A 15915-nucleotide genomic window follows, 5' to 3' on the forward strand; every position below is an offset into this window, starting at 1 on the left:
CAGCACGGGTTACCAGCTTTACCTGGCGTTACCGGCAGGCCTCCCCGGGTAAGAGCGTTAACCTTCGCCCCGCGCCCGCCCCATATACTCTACCGCCCCTTGGCAGCCTGGGATTTCGCTGTGTTATGCCAGCTCATCCGAACGGTCTAGCCTCCTATGGGGTTCTTGTTCATCAGGCCGTGGCTTTGCCTCCAACTTCCTTCAGATTCCACCTCGCAGTGGACACCCTTGCCTTCGGCTAGCAGGCTAGTGCTGCCTCGCCTGCAGTGGACTTTCACCACCGAGTTAACGCCCATGCCGGGCGCACATAAATAAAACCCTGCGGTTTCTGCAGGGTTTAGAAATCACTGACGGACTGTAGATCTGAACATATCGAGTATGCCGAGGACTATATGCGCAAGTCCGAAGCCGATTATACCGGCGCCCAGAGTTCCTCCTACCATTGTGCCGACTCCAGCCACGACCGCCCCGACACCCGTGACTACCCAGCTCATAGTATTACCCTTCATAAATCCACCTCCTAAAGGTATTATTCCACAATGTATCCAATATATGTAACCATGGAGGCGGATTTTGACTGCTCTCAGAAGAGAACATCCCTCCTATCGGCAACCGCTGCAGCTGCCACACCCACCGCTGCAGCCTCCGGACCCGGAACCTCCAGATCCCCCTTTACCTACATATATAAAATCCGTAAAGCGCTGTTCAACCTTCCCACCGCACTCCGGACATTTTACGTTTTCCTTTTCCCTTAAAGATACAAATTCGCTGAACTTATGACCGCATTTCCTGCACACGAAATCATAGGTCGGCATATGACATTCTCCTTTACTGTAAATCTAATAAAAAGCCTCAATAAAAATTATAAGGTTTTTTCCCGGTTTTGTCATGACGTAAAAAAAGAAACCCACCGGATTATTCCTGGCGGGTTATTGGCTTTTAAGCTCTATTTATTGACTACACCCTCAAACCTGTGCCTGCAGCTAGTGCAAAACCCCCACATTTTTCTAAAACTGCCGAAATTGTCGCTTTGATGGGTGTAAAACAAGAAGAAAAGCTCCTGGCACTTAGGGCATCTGACTCCCAGCATCTCACCGCTCCAATCCTGCCGCCGCATCGCATCTTCACAAGTATCGACGCCTTCGATGTAAGACGGCTTGCACCGAGCTTTAAAGGCCGGCAAGGTGGACAATATTACCCCTCCTCAAATTTATTTTTTTAATTAATTTATATTTAACAGGCTCAAGCCTAATAGTATTGTCCTAAAATTCGAAAGAGGGGTCATTAAAAAATCATACTTTCAGATCAGCTGCAGCTCCTAGATATCGTTCGTATTTCGTCAATATCGGGTCAACCACTTCTTTTATGAATTCGAGCACCTGACCCGGGCTTCGACCAATGAAAATAGACGGATCCATCATTTCGATTATCTCTTCTTTTGTCATCCTGAACCTGGCATCACCGGCAATTTTGTCGATCAGCGTGTTGGGGTTTCCCTCCTTCACCTCAGCTGAAGCTTCTATAGAATACATCCTCAGGGCTTCGTGGAGTTCCTGCCTGTCACCGCCCCTCTTCACCACTTCCATCAGGATATTTTCTGTTGCAATAAAAGGAAGTTCTTCCATCACGTGTTTTTCGATAACTTTAGGGTAAACCACTAACCCCTTGCTCACATTCATGTAAATGTTCAGTATAGCGTCTACTGCCAGGAACATTTCCGGGATGACCAGTCTTCTATTGGCAGAATCATCAAGGGTCCTCTCAAACCACTGATTTGCGGCGGTAAGATACGGGTTGAGGCCGTTGACTATCACATAACGGCACAGAGCGGTCATGCGCTCACAGCGCATGGGATTCCGCTTGTAAGCCATGGCTGACGAACCTATCTGGGTTTCTTCAAAAGGTTCTTCGATTTCTTTCAAACTCGCCAGCAGCCTTATATCGCAAGCGAATTTATGGGCACTTTCGGCAATGGACTGCAGTACCCTCAGTACACGGGAATCCTGTTTTCTCGGATAGGTCTGGCCGGTCACGGGGAAAGTACTGTCGAATCCCATTTTTTGGGATATTAACCGGTCCAGCATTCTGACCTTTTCCTCATTATTCTCGAAAAGTTTCATAAAACTCGCCTGGGTACCTGTGGTACCCTTGGCCCCTCTCAGCCGCAGGCTCTGCTCGGCGTATTCCAGGTCCCAGAGGTCCATGACCAGGTCTTGAATCCAAAGGCACGCCCTCTTGCCGACTGTAGTAAGCTGGGCCGGCTGAAAATGAGTAAAACCGAGGGTGGGCATGTCCTTGTATTTCAATGCGAAGCGCTTTAAATTGTCGATGACGTTTACCAGCTTTCTCTTTAATATATTAAGGCCGTCCCTCATGAGTATGATGTCAGTATTATCCCCCACAAAAGCGCTGGTGGCCCCGAGGTGTATGATGGGTTTTGCTTTGGGACACTGCTTTCCAAAAGCCCATATATGTGCCATTACGTCGTGCCTTGTGATTTTCTCAAACCTTTCGGCGTCTTCAAAGTTTATATCATCTACGTGGGCCTTCATCTCATCGATCTGCTCCTGGGTAATGGGAAGCCCAAGCTCCCTCTCGGCTTCCGCTAAAGCTATCCACAGTCTTCGCCAGGTCGTAAATTTTTTATAAGGTGAAAAATTTGCGAGCATTTCCTCGCTGGCGTATCTTTCTGCTAAAGGATTCTCAAAATACTGTTTCATCATGTCAGCTCCTTTTCTAAAATAAAAAGCAGGAAATAACGCCTGCTTTACATCAGATCATCAACAAACTGTTGTATTCTATCTAGTCCCTTCTCTATATTTTCCATAGAAGTGGCATAGGAAAGCCTTACATATTCGTCGGCTCCGAAGGCAATACCGGGTACCACCGCCACCTTGTATTTTTCAAGTAAAGCCTCGGCAAAGGTTGTGGAATCCTTAATTACTCTATTGTCTATGAATTTGCCGAAGGTTTTCGATACGTTCATCATCACGTAGAATGCCCCTTTCGGCATCCGGCAGGACAGTCCCTCTATTTTGTTTATTCTCTCCACCATATACTGCCTTCTCTTTGAAAATTCCCGTACCATCACCTCTACGGCCTGCTTTCTGGCGGGGTTCGTCAAAGCTTCAAGGCTGGCTTTCTGGGCTATAGAATTAGGGTTTGACGTTGCATGACTTTGTAAATCGGTCATCGCCTTAATGAGTTCCCGGGGACCTGCCGCAAAACCTATCCTCCACCCGGTCATTGCATAAGCTTTAGAAACACCGTTTACGACCAGCGTCCTGTTGTAGATCTCGTTGTTGAGCGATGCTATGCTTACATGGGTTTCCCTGTCGTAAACGAGCCTGTCATAGATCTCGTCGGATATTACAAAAAGATCGTTTTCCAGGGCTAACTTGGCTATCTCTTCCAGGTCTTCCCGCGTATACACGCTTCCAGTGGGGTTATTGGGGCTGTTGATTATCAGCACCTTAGTCTTCTTGGTTATAAGGGGCTTTATAGCCTCAGCCTTTAATTTAAAATCCTGTGACTCTGAAGTAGGTACAAATACCGGGGTTCCTCCGCATAGTTTTACGAGTTCCGGGTAGCTAACCCAGAACGGTGAAGGAATCAGAACTTCGTCCCCGGGATCGCACAGGCAATACAGGGCGTTAAAAAGGCACTGCTTTGCCCCGTTTGATACTATAATCTGATTGGGCTCGTAAGAGACACCTATATCCTCCCTTAATACGTCAGCTACGGCTTTTTTGAGCTCGGGAATGCCTCCAACGGGAGTATATTTGGTAAAACCTTGATTTATGGCGTTTACAGCGGCGGATTTTATGAAATCCGGCGTATCAAAATCGGGTTCACCAGCACCAAAACCGATAACGTCGTGTCCTTCGCTTTTGAGCTGTTTGGCTTTAGCGTCAACTGCTAACGTTGGAGACGGACTGATGTTGCGCGCTTTTTGAGAAAGGTTCATCAATTAAGGCCCTCCTTCATTATTATAATATTCATCAGGATGCCAAATCTTTCGGATAATTTATATTTATATCATTATTGAAATCGTAAAGCAGCACCGTCATATTTATAAATTGCTCTCCTGTTTCATCCGTATCGAATTTAAGATCAACATTCATTTTGTAAATTAAAAAGTCTTTCTTACCTATCCATATCCTGTACTTCGCCTTTATATCCTTTATACTCCCGGGTTCGTTGCCTTCAAACACGATTTTTTTCAGCTTTTCCTGATCAGGTATGTACTCTATGACCTTGCAGTCGACCCCGCTTACCTTTTCATCCGGCAGGTATTCAGCTTCCGATATCATGTCCTTTAAATCGTTTAAAGTCTTTTCTGGAGTTGAAATGATATCGTTCATATCCCCGAGCCCCATTTCCTTAGTCTCCACCCATTTACCGGTAAGGGGGTTTTTTATAAAAAATTTATCTCCCTTTTGGTAAATTTCAATTTCCATCCCTGCAAGATCTCCGGTTAAGTGAACCTGATCTGGATTTCTTACTTCCCCGGTAAGCGTAACCTGCTGCTTTATATCCTTTATTATCAATTCCGCATCGATTTTCATTCTATAGCCTGTTACATTTTTCAATTTTTCGTTGGCTTTTATGACTGCCTCTTTGGGTGACAGATTTTTGAACCTGTCGCCACAACCCGCCAAAACCATGGAAATTATTAAGATCGTTATTACGTAAACTGCGATATTCTTTGTCGACTTTAAACTACGGTATGTCATCACTTTAGTCCCCCTGAAAAGCAGTATCGTTAGAATAAGATATTCTTCATCAACTTTTAGTTTTCCTTCTTACAACAATAAAAAAACAGGGAGCAATTCCCCTTGTTTTTACTCACTGCTGGCACCGTCAATCAATTTTATGACTGCTCCGTAAGTATATTCCAGTTTCTGGTCAATCCTTTTAAAATCCATATTTGTTATATAAAAACTTTCCAATCTATCGTGCAAAGCCTTGGCTTGTTTAAAACACCCGACCGTTTTATCCAACAGTTCCGTGAAAATCCTTTTTAAGTATTCTACGTCTTCCCTGTATCTGCTGAATTCGGAGTCAGTGAGTAATTCATCAAAGTTTATTATCAAATCATCTGGCTTTTCCTGCGGAAAAACATGCGGTTCTACCGAAGTTATAAACCCTACATTCAGATCCTTAATTATGAGATGCTCCACCCGCTCGGGAGACAAAGGACAGTGGAAAATCTCAACATCGAGCCCCTTCATCAGAGCTATGTCCAGTACCGCATTGAGCAGACGGGTTCTTGCCAACGCCGGCGCGCCTTTCAAAATAAAACGTTTTTTAACACCCTCAAAAAGATTCTCTAAAAAATTCACCAAACCTTCCGGAGCTATGGCGCTGGCGAACATATGCCTTTGCCTTGACTCTTTTTCTTTTTTGCGGACATCTGAAAATACTTTATTGATTACTTCTTCACAGGTTTGGCAAACCTTTTTTGCATCGATAGCCCATGAATATATTTCCTGCATTTCATCATAGACGGCCCTGGCCGCTTTCAGATAACCGAAGCCCCTCTTATAGCACCTGCTTATTTCTTCCTGTAGTGCAAGTATATCCTTTTTGTGTTTTCTTATACCATCTTCAGCCCAGAAGTCCCCTAAATTTATGATTTCGTCAACACATCCCGGATATTTAGGATCAACCACGTGGGGTGCCGTCCCGTCAATAAGAGCTATCCCGTACTCGGGGATAACTACCCCATCCAGAGAACCACTATCCGCCGAACAGTGAAGAAATTCTATGTCGATTCCTCTTTTCGAAAGACGTTCTCCTATTTTCCGAATGAAGGTGGATTTTCCAATCCCAGGTCCACCTTTTATTATGAAAATTTTACTTGCCTGGGCCCACGGCAGTATATGATCAAAAAACGACACGTACCCCCTAGAAGTGCTTCCGCCGGGGAAAAATCTTTTTATACGTCCTTCCATAAAAATGCCTCCTCTAAAAAAGCCTTTCATATACAGCTTATTAAGAGGAGGCCCGATTGGTGAATGTCAGGTCTCATATATTGTTATGAGAGCTTTGTCGCCTTCTTTTGACAGCCCGAAGATAAAACCCTTCTTTTTCAACGATTTATTTAGGAAATCCACCAACTGATACAGTTCGTCGTGGTAATTAAATTCCTTTTTTGCCAGCAATTCGAGTTTGGCTTCCATTCAAACTTTCCTTTCCAAATTTTTATGGCTCCAGTTCCCATTTTTTTATATTATCAATTACTTCGTAATTAGTCAAATCAAAGTGAATTGGTGTAATCGAAATATAATTATTTTTGATTGCCCAAATGTCGGAACCGGTGTCACCCAGGTCCTCCACCGCCTCTCCTGCCAGCCAGTAATAGGTTTTGCCCCTGGGATCCTGCCTTCTGTCAAAGCAGTTTTTGTACCTCCTGTTCCCCAGGTGCGTTATTAAAACGCCTGCTATGTCTTCATCGTCTAAGGGAGGTATGTTGACGTTTAATAAGGTGTCCTTGGGAAACTTCTTTTCCATCAAGCTTTCGCAAAGCTTTCTGGCGAAGCACGCCGGGTAGTCATACGATACATTCTCATAAGCGGCGACAGAAAAGGCCACTGCCGGAATGCCGTAAATTGCCGCTTCGATAGCAGCCGATACTGTACCGGAGTAAATCACGTCAGTTCCTATATTTGGCCCCCTGTTAATCCCCGACAGCACCAAATCCGGAGCATCGTTGAGCAGTGCGTCCAGGGCCAGTTTTACGCAGTCCGACGGAGTCCCGTTCACCATCCAGCTTTCTACGTGACAGTCATGAAGATTAACCCTCTCCACCCTTAGGGGTTTGTGCATGGTTATCGCATGAGCTGTAGCGCTCCTTTCCCTGTCGGGGGCCACAACCGTCACTTTCGCAATTTTGGATATTTCCCTGGCCAACGCCAAAAGGCCTTCGGCGTACACACCGTCATCATTGGTAATAAGAATATTCATTCCTGCACCCCTATTCTCAAGCAATTAATGCCTTGTTGTAATATTCAACAGCTTTTTCAGTTTCTCCCAATCTTTCAAAACATATACCCAGCATGGTATAAATACCGGCCTTGTCTGTAGTTCTACCCTCCAGTTCTTTATAGCATTCAGCTGCTTCTCGGTAGAGTCCCATCTTAATGAGGCAGAAGGCCTTATTTATTAATATATCATCGCTCCTGTGTTTTTGCAAAACATCCTCCAACAGCTGGAGGGCTTCACCGTATTTTTTTACCGCCATAAGGCACAATGCCATGTTGTTCTTCACCACGAGGTCATCCTTGACAAGCTTTTCGGCTTCTCTAAAGCACTCAATGGCCTTTTTGTAGTCCGCCATCTTATACAGGCAGTAGCCCTTGTTTATCAGCAGGTCTCCGTTAAGCGGGTCCATCGCCAGTCCCCTCTCGCAATATTCAAGGGCCTCCTCGTAACGCCCCGATGCGGCAAGGCATAATGCCAGGTTGTTAATGGCAATTATATCATGAGGAAATCTGGATAATGCCGATTTATATAGATTTATAGCTTTTTCGTATTCCCCGGATTTGCTCAGTACCAAAGCCAGATTCAGCTTCGCATTATTGTCTCCCGGCGCCCGGCTTAAGCAGTCGCAAAAACATGCCTTCGCTTCTTCCAGGAGTCCCAGTTCCATCAGGCACAGCCCTTTTTTGTTCTGAATCTTTACGTAGTCAGCACCCCTGGCTTCGGGTAAAGCACAGTTGAGCAGCTCCAAAGCCTCCTTGTACTGGCTTTTCCCGGATTTACACAAAGCAAGCCCGTACATCGCTTTTACCTTTAGAGCCGGGTTGTCCACTATCAAGGTGTAATTTTCCTCGGCCTTCTCAAACTCCATCAATTCCAGGCATGTTTCTCCGAGGAAATATCTTATTTCTGCGGCATCCTCTACAGAAAGAGCCTTTTCAAAATAATGTAAAGCCCCGTTGAAATCCCTCTTGAAATAACAGATTAATCCACCCCAGCAGAATAAGACGAATCCTGGCGACCGAAGCAACATTTTCCTGACATAATCAAGAGCAGCATCGTACATGTTTGCTCGGTATAAAATGCTCAGATAAAAGTGCGTTATAGATACAAATCTCCTGTTAAATACCTTAGAAAGAAGGTGTAGAGCTTCAGTTTTATTCATCCAGTCCCCCCCTTTCCTTTATATAACATATTATTCTATTTTTTCTTTTATTTTCCTGCTTTATCACGAAAATATGCCCATTCCAGCATACCGTTAAACCGGAATATAGTGCTGGCAATGGGCATCACAGAATTCGTGGGGTCTTTCAAGACTTATATCCAGCAATTCACAGGTAAACCATGTCTGGCTCGAACCCCTTAATATAAAATCCTTTCTGGGTTTCAGGTATCTACAGGGCCGGCCCGCCAGTATCCAGGGCACTATACAACCCCCGCATGCCCATTTTTTGTTTAAGTCTTTCTGTTTTAAAAGGACCTTTCCGAGCTCGCATCTGTAAATTACGCTGTTTGCATTGATGAGATGAAAAACCTTGTATTCATTTAAAAAAGGACAATGTACCGCCATGTTAATTTTCCCACGCCTCCCTTTCTTCTTATCAATATAAGTCTATGGGAGACATGAGACTCTCGTGCATAATTTCAAAGAAAACTTTTCGACAACAGTTCAACCCCTTTTATTATATCTACGTAGAAAACCGTTGCAGAAGAATCCACTTAAGACATTTCCAGTCCCCGCTGGAAAGCCCTAAGATTTACATCTCTGAATTGAGAGGGGATATTTTTCTCCAAGGACCTGAGAATACTTTCTACGCTTACGATTCCTGTTAATTTCACCAGTATCCCCAGCGCTATCATATTGAGTATCCTCGTGTTCCTTAGCTCAACGGCGACAGTCGTAATCGGAAATCCGAATTCTTTATCGGAAACACCCTCTCCGGTTATGGTATCGCTGTCGTAAATCAACCAGCAGTCTTTTCTAACCTTGTTCTTGTATAAGTCGTAGGCCTGCTGGGATAAGGTTAGCACTACATCAGGGTCCAGAACCTCGGGATACGCTATTTCTTCCGAGGAAATGACGACCTCGGATTTAGAAAACCCTCCCCGCGAAGCTACTCCGTAGGATTGGGTCTGAACCGAGTTTTTTCCTTCGTATATGGCGGCGGCTTCCCCTAAAATCTTCCCTATCAATATCAGACCCTGGCCTCCCAAGCCAGCCAGGACCACTTCGGTCCTTCTTTTCATAAAAACGCCTCCTATCTTCCTCCTAAATCTTCTTCAAGTTTGGTCATATCTTCCCGGGCTATTCTCTGAATTTCTCTATACTTTTCGGTGAAATCCGGCCTGTCTTCGTTTACGAACTCGCCTATTGCAAACCGGTTCTCCGCTATATTGCCTTCCGACAGGTTGGTGGTGCTGCTTATTTTCAGCCATTCCATCATTTCGACCGCCGATTTCATTCGGTTTAATCTGCCGTAATAGGTGGGGCATACGTTTATCACATCGACGACCGAGAAGCCCTTTTTCGCGATAGCTGTCGTTATATATTTTTCAAGGAGATTTACATGGTACACCGTTGCTCTGGCCACGTAAGGCGCTCCGGCAGCCTGGGCCAGCCTGCACACGTCGAAGGGAGTTTCAACAGCCCCGTAACGCGAAGTACTGGTTACGCTAGCTTCAGGCGTTGTACCTGAATACTGGCCGCCAGTCATACCGTAGTTAAAATTATTGGAAATGATCGCGGTTATATCCATATTCCTCCTGGCCGCATGGATAAAGTGGTTTCCGCCTATAGTAATCCCGTCTCCGTCACCCATTAGCGCCAGAACCTTAAGCTCTGGATTGGCGGCCTTCACTCCTGTGGCGGCTGCCAGCGCCCTTCCATGAGTCACGTGTAAGCTGTTGGTGGCCAAATAGTCGTCGGCCTTTCCCCAGCACCCTATTCCGGTAACGATTACGATTTTCTTCGGGTCCAGATCCAGGTCGGCAAAAGCCTGAGCAATGGCCTTGATTATTATGCCGTTGCCGCACCCCTCACACCAGAAAAAGGGCAGCCGCTCTTCGATAATATAATCGAATATGGTTCTTCCCACTTCAAAATACCTCCTTAATCTTACCAAGAATTTCGTAAGGAGTGATGATCTCTCCGTTTACCTTATTTACTCCATAAACGGGAATCCTCGCTTCAACGACCCTTTTCACTTCACTGATTATCTGCCCCAAGTTCATTTCTGGCACAACCATAAACTTCGCCCTATCGGCCAGCTGTCTGACCTTCTCGTCGGGGAAAGGCCACAGCGTATTGAGCTGCAACAGCCCGGCTTTATATCCTGACTCTCGAAGAATATATACCGCTTCCCGGGCGCTGCGCGCCGAAGCTCCGAAGGAAACCAGGATGATTTCAGCGTCCTCCGTCTCATACTCCTTCGTTATGATTATCTCATCCCTGTGATCGTATATTTTTTTATAAAGTCTTTTTATAACTTTTTCCGCGTTATCCGGTACATTGTTCGGGTAACCGGTTTCATCGTGCATGGAGCTGGAAGCGTGAAATATGTAATCGCTGCCGAAATAGGCCAGAGGCGGCACGCCGTCTTCACCGGGTTGGTAAGGCCTGTATTCCGGTGGATCCACTTTTGGAAATTTACGGTTCACGATGGGTATGTCGTCCCTCAGTATTACTTTTTCCCTCATGTGTCCTACAATTTCATCGGATAAGAATATTACCGGTGTTCGGAATTCTTCTGCAAAATTAAAAGCTTGGATCATAAGTTCGTAACATTCTTGAACGGAAGCCGGAGAAAGTACTATAATGGCATGGTCCCCATGGGTGCCCCACCGGGCCTGCATTACGTCCGCCTGTGCCGGCTTGGTGGCAAGGCCCGTGCTCGGCCCGCTCCTCTGGACGTTTATTATGACACATGGTGCTTCGGTCATTATCGCCAGCCCTATGTTTTCCTGCATCAGCGAAAATCCCGGTCCGCTGGTGGCGGTAAAAGCCTTAGCACCCGCCATGGAAGCGCCCACCAAAGCGGCCATACTGGCTATTTCGTCCTCCATCTGGATGAAAACTCCTCCCACCGCCGGCAGCCTGATTGATGCCAACTCCGCTATCTCCGATGACGGAGTAATGGGATACCCTGCATAAAAACTGGCACCCGCCGTTAACGCCCCTTCGACGCAGGCCTCGTTCCCCTGAAGAAATTTAATCCTGTCATGCATCTATACCACCTCTTTCTCCTTGACGAAAATTGCTATTTCCGGACATCTGAGGTAACACCAGTTGCACCCTATGCATTCTTCCAGACGTTCGGCTACAGGCACCGAGTTTATTTCCATCTTTAAAACCTTTTTCGGGCAGAAGGCCACGCATATGCCGCATTTTTTGCACCTTTTGCCGACGACGGAAATTTGAAACTTTTTTTTCATCTTATCCCTCCCTTTGAAGCTCATCTGCATTAAATTTTAATGCATAAAGTATGCCAGTATGTTGGGGAAAAATAATCCGAGGATAATTCCTCGGATTATTTTTCCAGCACGCACAGCAGCAGGTTGGCAGCTTTTTCGATATCATCAATTGAAGCCATTTCCGACGGTGTGTGGACATATCTTGTCGGAATCGAAAGACCTCCGGACGGTACGCCGGACCTGCTCAGGTGAATGGCTCCCGCATCAGTTCCTCCCATTTCGAGCACTTCCAGCTGGTAAGGTATTTTATTTTTCTCAGCAGCTTCGATCAGCATCTCTTTTATCCTGGGATGGCTTATCACCGACCTATCCATCACCTTAACCGCAGGTCCTTTGCCCAGCTCCACCGCCATTTTCTCCGATTCGGGTGTGTCTCCGGTCATCGTCACGTCTACGGCAATGGCAAGATCCGGATCTATTCCGAAAGCCGAAGTTTTGGCACCACGCACGCCCACTTCTTCCTGAACCGTAAAAACAAAATATGTATCGAACCTAGGTGATTTCAGATTTTGTAAAACCCGTATCAGAACGGCACATCCCGCCCTGTCATCCAGAGCTTTGGCTGTCGCGCAGTCTCCGAGTATATCGCAGTTCCTGTAATAGACCGCCTTGTCTCCCAGCCGCACCTTCTTTAATGCTTCTTCTTTGGATCTCGCACCGATATCAATGAACATGTTGTTGAACTTCAAATCTTTCATTTCATTTTTGAAAAGATTTGCGGGTTTTTCCATGCCTAAAACACCGACGGTGCCGTTTTCAAAAATAACCCTCTCGCCTATAAGGGTGAAGGGCGATACTCCCCCGATGTTGGAAAACCTGAGAAACCCTTTATCGTCTATGTTTGTGATTATAAGGCCGATTTCATCCATGTGGGCCGCCAGCATCATCTTCTCGCCAGATCCGGCTTTTCTTGCGATTATATTTCCCAGAACATCCACGCGAATCTCATCGGCATGGTCCTTTATCTCACCTATTATAACTTCCCGGATTTGGCTTTCTTCGCCCGAGGGGCCGTAAGTTTCGGTTAGCTTTTTTATCAATTCCTTCATCTTCCTAAACCCCTTTCCTGAAAATCTATAATTAGGGCGTCTATTAGGTCTATCGCATTTTGTATATCCGTAAGGCTCGCCAATCCCGCCGGTGAGTGTATGTAGCGGCACGGCACCGAAATCACTATCGTGGGTATACCTTCCTTTGTCGTATGTATACTACCTGCGTCGGTACCTCCAAAAGCGGTCCTGCGCAGCTGGCAGGGAATTCCCTTTCTTTCCGCCACCTGAAGCACTCTATCTACCAGCCGCCTGTCGGCAATATACGTTTTGTCCATAAGGGTGACGGCAGGCCCTTTGCCCAGGGTGGTGCTGTAACCTTCTTCTTTGTTTTCAGGTACGTCGGCGGCAAAAGTACCTTCAATAACGATTGCCATATCGGGTTCGATGGCATAAGCGGCCGCCGCAGAACCTCTCCGACCTATTTCTTCCTGAACGGTAAAAGCACCGGAAATGACGAGGTCGTAATCCTTCTTCAGGATCTCGGTAATAATATAGCAGCCTATCCTATCATCCAGGGCTTTCGCTTTTATCAAATCGGAGCCGATGCGCTCAAACTGGGAATCGAAAACGGCATAATCGCCTACTTTAACCTTTTTTTCCGCATCTTCCTTGTCTTTGGCGCCTATATCTATGTAAAGATTCTTTGACTTCAGAGCCGTCTCCCTTTCCTTGGGTTCCTGCAAGTGTATGGCTTTGGCTCCTATAACCCCTTTCACCTTCTGGGGACCTATCACTACTGTTTTTGAGACCAGAATCCTGTCGTCTATTCCACCGACAGTGTCAAACTTAAGCCAGCCGTTTTTACCGATAGACGTGATCATAAGGCCTACTTCATCCATATGAGCTGCCAGCATTATTTTTGGTCTTTTACCTTTCCCGGGTTTTTCAAAGAGAAGGTTGCCCAGGGCATCGGTCCTAAACTGTGCCAGGCTTTCTATCTCCCGCTTCAGGATATTTCTAACCTCGTCCTCTGCTCCGGAAACGCCGAAAGCTTCCGTTAATTCCTTCAATAACATCTTAATCCCTCCACAAAACCTCTATCCAGCGACGATATGAAAAGTGCCAGCAAGCGCCCGCTGATCTTTATATCGTCGAGGTTGAGTGTTTCTACCGTAGTGTGCATGTATCTTAGCGGAATGGAAATCAGAGAAGTGGGAATACCCTGTCTGGTTATCTGCATTGCCCAGGCATCGGTACCCGTTGCTGAGGGTTCGGGATTTACCTGGTACGGAATGTTGTAATCCTCCGCGATGCTTTTTAGCCTATTAAACAGCTTCGGGTGAATATTAGGTCCCAGAGCGATGGCCGGACCTTTGCCCAGCTTATGGGTTTCCTCTTCAGCCACATCCGCCATATTTCCATGGCAGACATCTACCGCTATACCTATATCCGGATAGAGGTGATAACTACTAACTATAGCTCCTCTGAACCCTACCTCCTCCTGGGCAGTAGCTACTGCATAAACTTCTGCGGAAAATTGCAACTTATCGAGTTCCTCGAGGCAATAAAGAATAGTGGCCACTCCCGCCCTATCATCAAGAGCATTTCCGGAGAAGCACCCATTCAAAAGTTCACACGGTTTTCTTTTGAAGGTAATAACATCACCGATCCTTACCAATTCCCTTACTCTTTCTGCCGGCAAGCCGGTATCGATGAACATATCTTCGGACTTAAGGGCTTTGTTCCTCTCTTCAGGTTCCTGCATATGAGGAGGTTTGCTGCCTATTACACCCGGAACTTTTTCCCTGCCGTGAATAATTACTTCCTGGGCAGGTAATATACGATGGTCTATACCTCCTATATAGGAGAAACGGATAAATCCCCTGTCGTCGATCTGTTTTACCATCAAACCTATTTCATCCATATGCGCAGCAAGCATGACCTTTATTTCCGCGTTCTTTGCCCCTTTTCTTCCTATTACGTTGCCCAGCTTATCCACCGATACATCTTCACAGTACCTTTGAAAAATTTGTACCAAGGATTGGGCTCTGTCCACTTCACATCCAGACGGTATATCAGTTGATAAAAGTTCCATCAGTACTTCCTTGACATCCAAATTTACTCCCCCTTTCTTTAGATTATTACTTCTACAACTTTTATAAGTTTCCTGCATTTGGGATAAAATTTTTCTATAAACGTATTGACGAAAATGAGATTTTATTGTATACTTAAAATTGCGTTTTGGGAATGAGGGCCCATAGCTCAACCGGTCAGAGCAGCCGGCTCATAACCGGCCGGTTCTAGGTTCGAGTCCTAGTGGGCCCACCAATTTTGCCGACGTAGCTCAATTGGCAGAGCAGCTGATTTGTAATCAGCAGGTTGCGGGTTCGAGTCCCATCGTCGGCTCCATAACAAATGTGGAGAGATTCCCGAGCTGGCCAAAGGGGGCAGACTGTAAATCTGCTGGCGATGCCTTCGGTGGTTCGAATCCACCTCTCTCCACCATAATCTAATGTGGGCCATTAGCTCAGTTGGTAGAGCACCTGACTCTTAATCAGGGTGTCGTGGGTTCGAAGCCTACATGGCCCACCATTTTTTATGTACAAAATTCTATTGATAAAACTACTTATTACATATTAATAGAAGCTCTCGCCGAGCTTCTATAATTTTATCTTTTTATAAAAAAAGCTTTTAATACTCATAAAACCGTATTTTTGCGGCATTATAATCTGCTCAGTATTGCCCACAAAGAACACGCCGTCGTCGGCCAGGGAATTATAAAATTTCCTGTAGAGTCTATCTTTAGCCTCCTCAGTAAAATATATCATTACGTTCCTGCACAAAATAAGGTGGCAGTTTGCCGGAAATTCGTCCTCCAGCAGGTTGAGGTTTTTAAATTTTACCTTCCTTTTTATTTCATCTTTTATTGCGTACTGACCTTCTTTCACCGTAAAATACCTTTTCTTTAGATCTTCCGGTACATTCTCCACGCTTTTTTCCGAATAAACTCCTAACCGGGCCGCTTTCAGCGCCTCATCGTCTATATCGGTGGCGAGGATTTCAACCCTGTCGTAATTGATTTTTTCGAAGAGCAAGGCCAGAGAATACGCCTCTTCTCCAGAAGCGCACGCCGAACTCCATACCTTCAAGACCTTCCTGCTCGATATAAAGCATGGCAAAATCTCCTTTTCCAGCACCTGCCACTGTATGGGATTTCGAAAAAATTCCGACACGTTTATGGTTATGTAATTTAAAAATTCCTTCAGGTGCTTTTCGCTCTGTTTTAAAAGCCTGAAGTAGCTTAAGAGGTCCGGCATGTTATTTCTTTTCATAAGAGAGTCTATGCGCCTTCTCATCTGCTTTTCCTTATAAGATGAAAGGTCGATTTTTGTCAATCTTTTAATGTTGGCGATAAATTCCTGGTATACGTCCAACAGCTCAAACCCCCTACTACTTAAACTCTTGGTAT

The 15915-nt window shown here is 45.6% G+C and carries 20 protein-coding genes and 4 tRNA genes; 4 read left to right on the plus strand and 20 right to left on the minus strand.

Annotated elements, in window-relative coordinates; translation table 11 throughout:
• Positions 1-146 precede the first annotated feature (146 nt).
• The 19 genes from LZ11_RS12285 to LZ11_RS00080 form a co-directional block, all read right to left on the minus strand.
• The gene (locus tag LZ11_RS12285; RefSeq protein WP_170240234.1) at positions 147-296 is read right to left on the minus strand and encodes a hypothetical protein; all 150 of its coding nucleotides are present in this window, start codon (positions 294-296) and stop codon (positions 147-149) included.
• A 48-nt stretch (positions 297-344) separates the two neighbouring features.
• A complete protein-coding gene (locus LZ11_RS12290; RefSeq protein WP_170240235.1) occupies positions 345-509 on the minus strand; it encodes a hypothetical protein in 165 nt (54 codons plus the stop codon).
• Positions 510-602: 93 nt separating this feature from the next.
• A complete protein-coding gene (locus LZ11_RS00005) occupies positions 603-815 on the minus strand; it encodes an FmdB family zinc ribbon protein (protein WP_148865424.1) in 213 nt (70 codons plus the stop codon).
• A gap of 131 nt (positions 816-946) precedes the next feature.
• Positions 947-1192, minus strand: coding sequence for a hypothetical protein (locus LZ11_RS00010; protein WP_148865426.1), 246 nt, complete (start codon positions 1190-1192; stop codon positions 947-949).
• A gap of 100 nt (positions 1193-1292) precedes the next feature.
• Positions 1293-2720, minus strand: a complete 1428-nt coding sequence (purB, locus tag LZ11_RS00015; protein WP_148865428.1) for an adenylosuccinate lyase — start codon at positions 2718-2720, stop codon at positions 1293-1295.
• Positions 2721-2767: 47 nt separating this feature from the next.
• Positions 2768-3967 carry a pyridoxal phosphate-dependent aminotransferase gene (locus tag LZ11_RS00020; protein ID WP_148865430.1) on the minus strand — a complete coding sequence of 400 codons (1200 nt, stop codon included), beginning with the start codon at positions 3965-3967 and terminating at the stop codon, positions 2768-2770.
• A gap of 34 nt (positions 3968-4001) precedes the next feature.
• Complete coding sequence (locus tag LZ11_RS00025; protein WP_342782574.1) at positions 4002-4736, minus strand: DUF6612 family protein; 735 nt, start codon at positions 4734-4736, stop codon at positions 4002-4004.
• A 108-nt stretch (positions 4737-4844) separates the two neighbouring features.
• Positions 4845-5957 carry a PRK06851 family protein gene (locus tag LZ11_RS00030; protein WP_148865434.1) on the minus strand — a complete coding sequence of 371 codons (1113 nt, stop codon included), beginning with the start codon at positions 5955-5957 and terminating at the stop codon, positions 4845-4847.
• A gap of 66 nt (positions 5958-6023) precedes the next feature.
• Positions 6024-6185: a YpmA family protein gene (locus LZ11_RS00035; protein ID WP_148865436.1), complete on the minus strand. Its 162-nt coding sequence runs from the start codon at positions 6183-6185 to the stop codon at positions 6024-6026.
• Positions 6186-6207: 22 nt separating this feature from the next.
• Positions 6208-6969 (minus strand): 5'/3'-nucleotidase SurE, encoded by a 762-nt coding sequence (surE, locus tag LZ11_RS00040; RefSeq protein ID WP_148865438.1) that lies wholly within the window; start codon positions 6967-6969, stop codon positions 6208-6210.
• A 16-nt stretch (positions 6970-6985) separates the two neighbouring features.
• The gene (locus tag LZ11_RS00045) at positions 6986-8149 is read right to left on the minus strand and encodes a tetratricopeptide repeat protein (RefSeq protein WP_148865440.1); all 1164 of its coding nucleotides are present in this window, start codon (positions 8147-8149) and stop codon (positions 6986-6988) included.
• 93 nt (positions 8150-8242) lie between these two features.
• Positions 8243-8410: a hypothetical protein gene (locus LZ11_RS12295; RefSeq protein WP_170240236.1), complete on the minus strand. Its 168-nt coding sequence runs from the start codon at positions 8408-8410 to the stop codon at positions 8243-8245.
• A 293-nt stretch (positions 8411-8703) separates the two neighbouring features.
• The gene (locus tag LZ11_RS00050) at positions 8704-9231 is read right to left on the minus strand and encodes a 2-oxoacid:acceptor oxidoreductase family protein (RefSeq protein WP_148865442.1); all 528 of its coding nucleotides are present in this window, start codon (positions 9229-9231) and stop codon (positions 8704-8706) included.
• An 11-nt stretch (positions 9232-9242) separates the two neighbouring features.
• Entirely contained in the window at positions 9243-10079 is an 837-nt protein-coding gene (locus LZ11_RS00055) for a thiamine pyrophosphate-dependent enzyme (protein ID WP_148865445.1), read from the minus strand.
• 1 nt (position 10080) lies between these two features.
• Positions 10081-11208: a 2-oxoacid:acceptor oxidoreductase subunit alpha gene (locus LZ11_RS00060; protein ID WP_148865447.1), complete on the minus strand. Its 1128-nt coding sequence runs from the start codon at positions 11206-11208 to the stop codon at positions 10081-10083.
• Positions 11209-11415 (minus strand): 4Fe-4S dicluster domain-containing protein, encoded by a 207-nt coding sequence (locus LZ11_RS00065; protein WP_148865449.1) that lies wholly within the window; start codon positions 11413-11415, stop codon positions 11209-11211.
• Positions 11416-11510: 95 nt separating this feature from the next.
• A complete protein-coding gene (locus LZ11_RS00070) occupies positions 11511-12503 on the minus strand; it encodes a M42 family metallopeptidase (RefSeq protein WP_148865451.1) in 993 nt (330 codons plus the stop codon).
• The gene (locus LZ11_RS00075) at positions 12500-13522 is read right to left on the minus strand and encodes a M42 family metallopeptidase (protein ID WP_148865452.1); all 1023 of its coding nucleotides are present in this window, start codon (positions 13520-13522) and stop codon (positions 12500-12502) included. Before LZ11_RS00075 ends, LZ11_RS00070 begins: the two co-directional genes overlap by 4 nt.
• Entirely contained in the window at positions 13513-14562 is a 1050-nt protein-coding gene (locus LZ11_RS00080) for a M42 family metallopeptidase (protein ID WP_148865454.1), read from the minus strand. Before LZ11_RS00080 ends, LZ11_RS00075 begins: the two co-directional genes overlap by 10 nt.
• 135 nt (positions 14563-14697) lie before the next feature.
• Here LZ11_RS00080 and LZ11_RS00085 point away from each other — a divergent pair.
• The 4 genes from LZ11_RS00085 to LZ11_RS00100 all read left to right on the plus strand — a co-directional run bounded on the left by LZ11_RS00085 (position 14698) and on the right by LZ11_RS00100 (position 15038).
• A tRNA-Ile gene (locus LZ11_RS00085) sits at positions 14698-14774 on the plus strand.
• Positions 14775-14779: 5 nt separating this feature from the next.
• Positions 14780-14855 (plus strand) — tRNA-Thr (locus tag LZ11_RS00090).
• Positions 14856-14865: 10 nt separating this feature from the next.
• Positions 14866-14951: transfer RNA gene (locus tag LZ11_RS00095), tRNA-Tyr, on the plus strand.
• An 11-nt stretch (positions 14952-14962) separates the two neighbouring features.
• A tRNA-Lys gene (locus LZ11_RS00100) sits at positions 14963-15038 on the plus strand.
• A gap of 68 nt (positions 15039-15106) precedes the next feature.
• On the opposite strand, the gene LZ11_RS00105 is transcribed toward LZ11_RS00100, so the two are convergent.
• Positions 15107-15880 (minus strand): CheR family methyltransferase, encoded by a 774-nt coding sequence (locus LZ11_RS00105; protein WP_148865456.1) that lies wholly within the window; start codon positions 15878-15880, stop codon positions 15107-15109.
• Between the last annotated feature and the right edge of the window lie 35 nt (positions 15881-15915).

The sequence above is a fragment of the Thermosediminibacter litoriperuensis genome (assembly GCF_008124715.1).
GTDB lineage: Bacteria > Bacillota > Thermosediminibacteria > Thermosediminibacterales > Thermosediminibacteraceae > Thermosediminibacter > Thermosediminibacter litoriperuensis.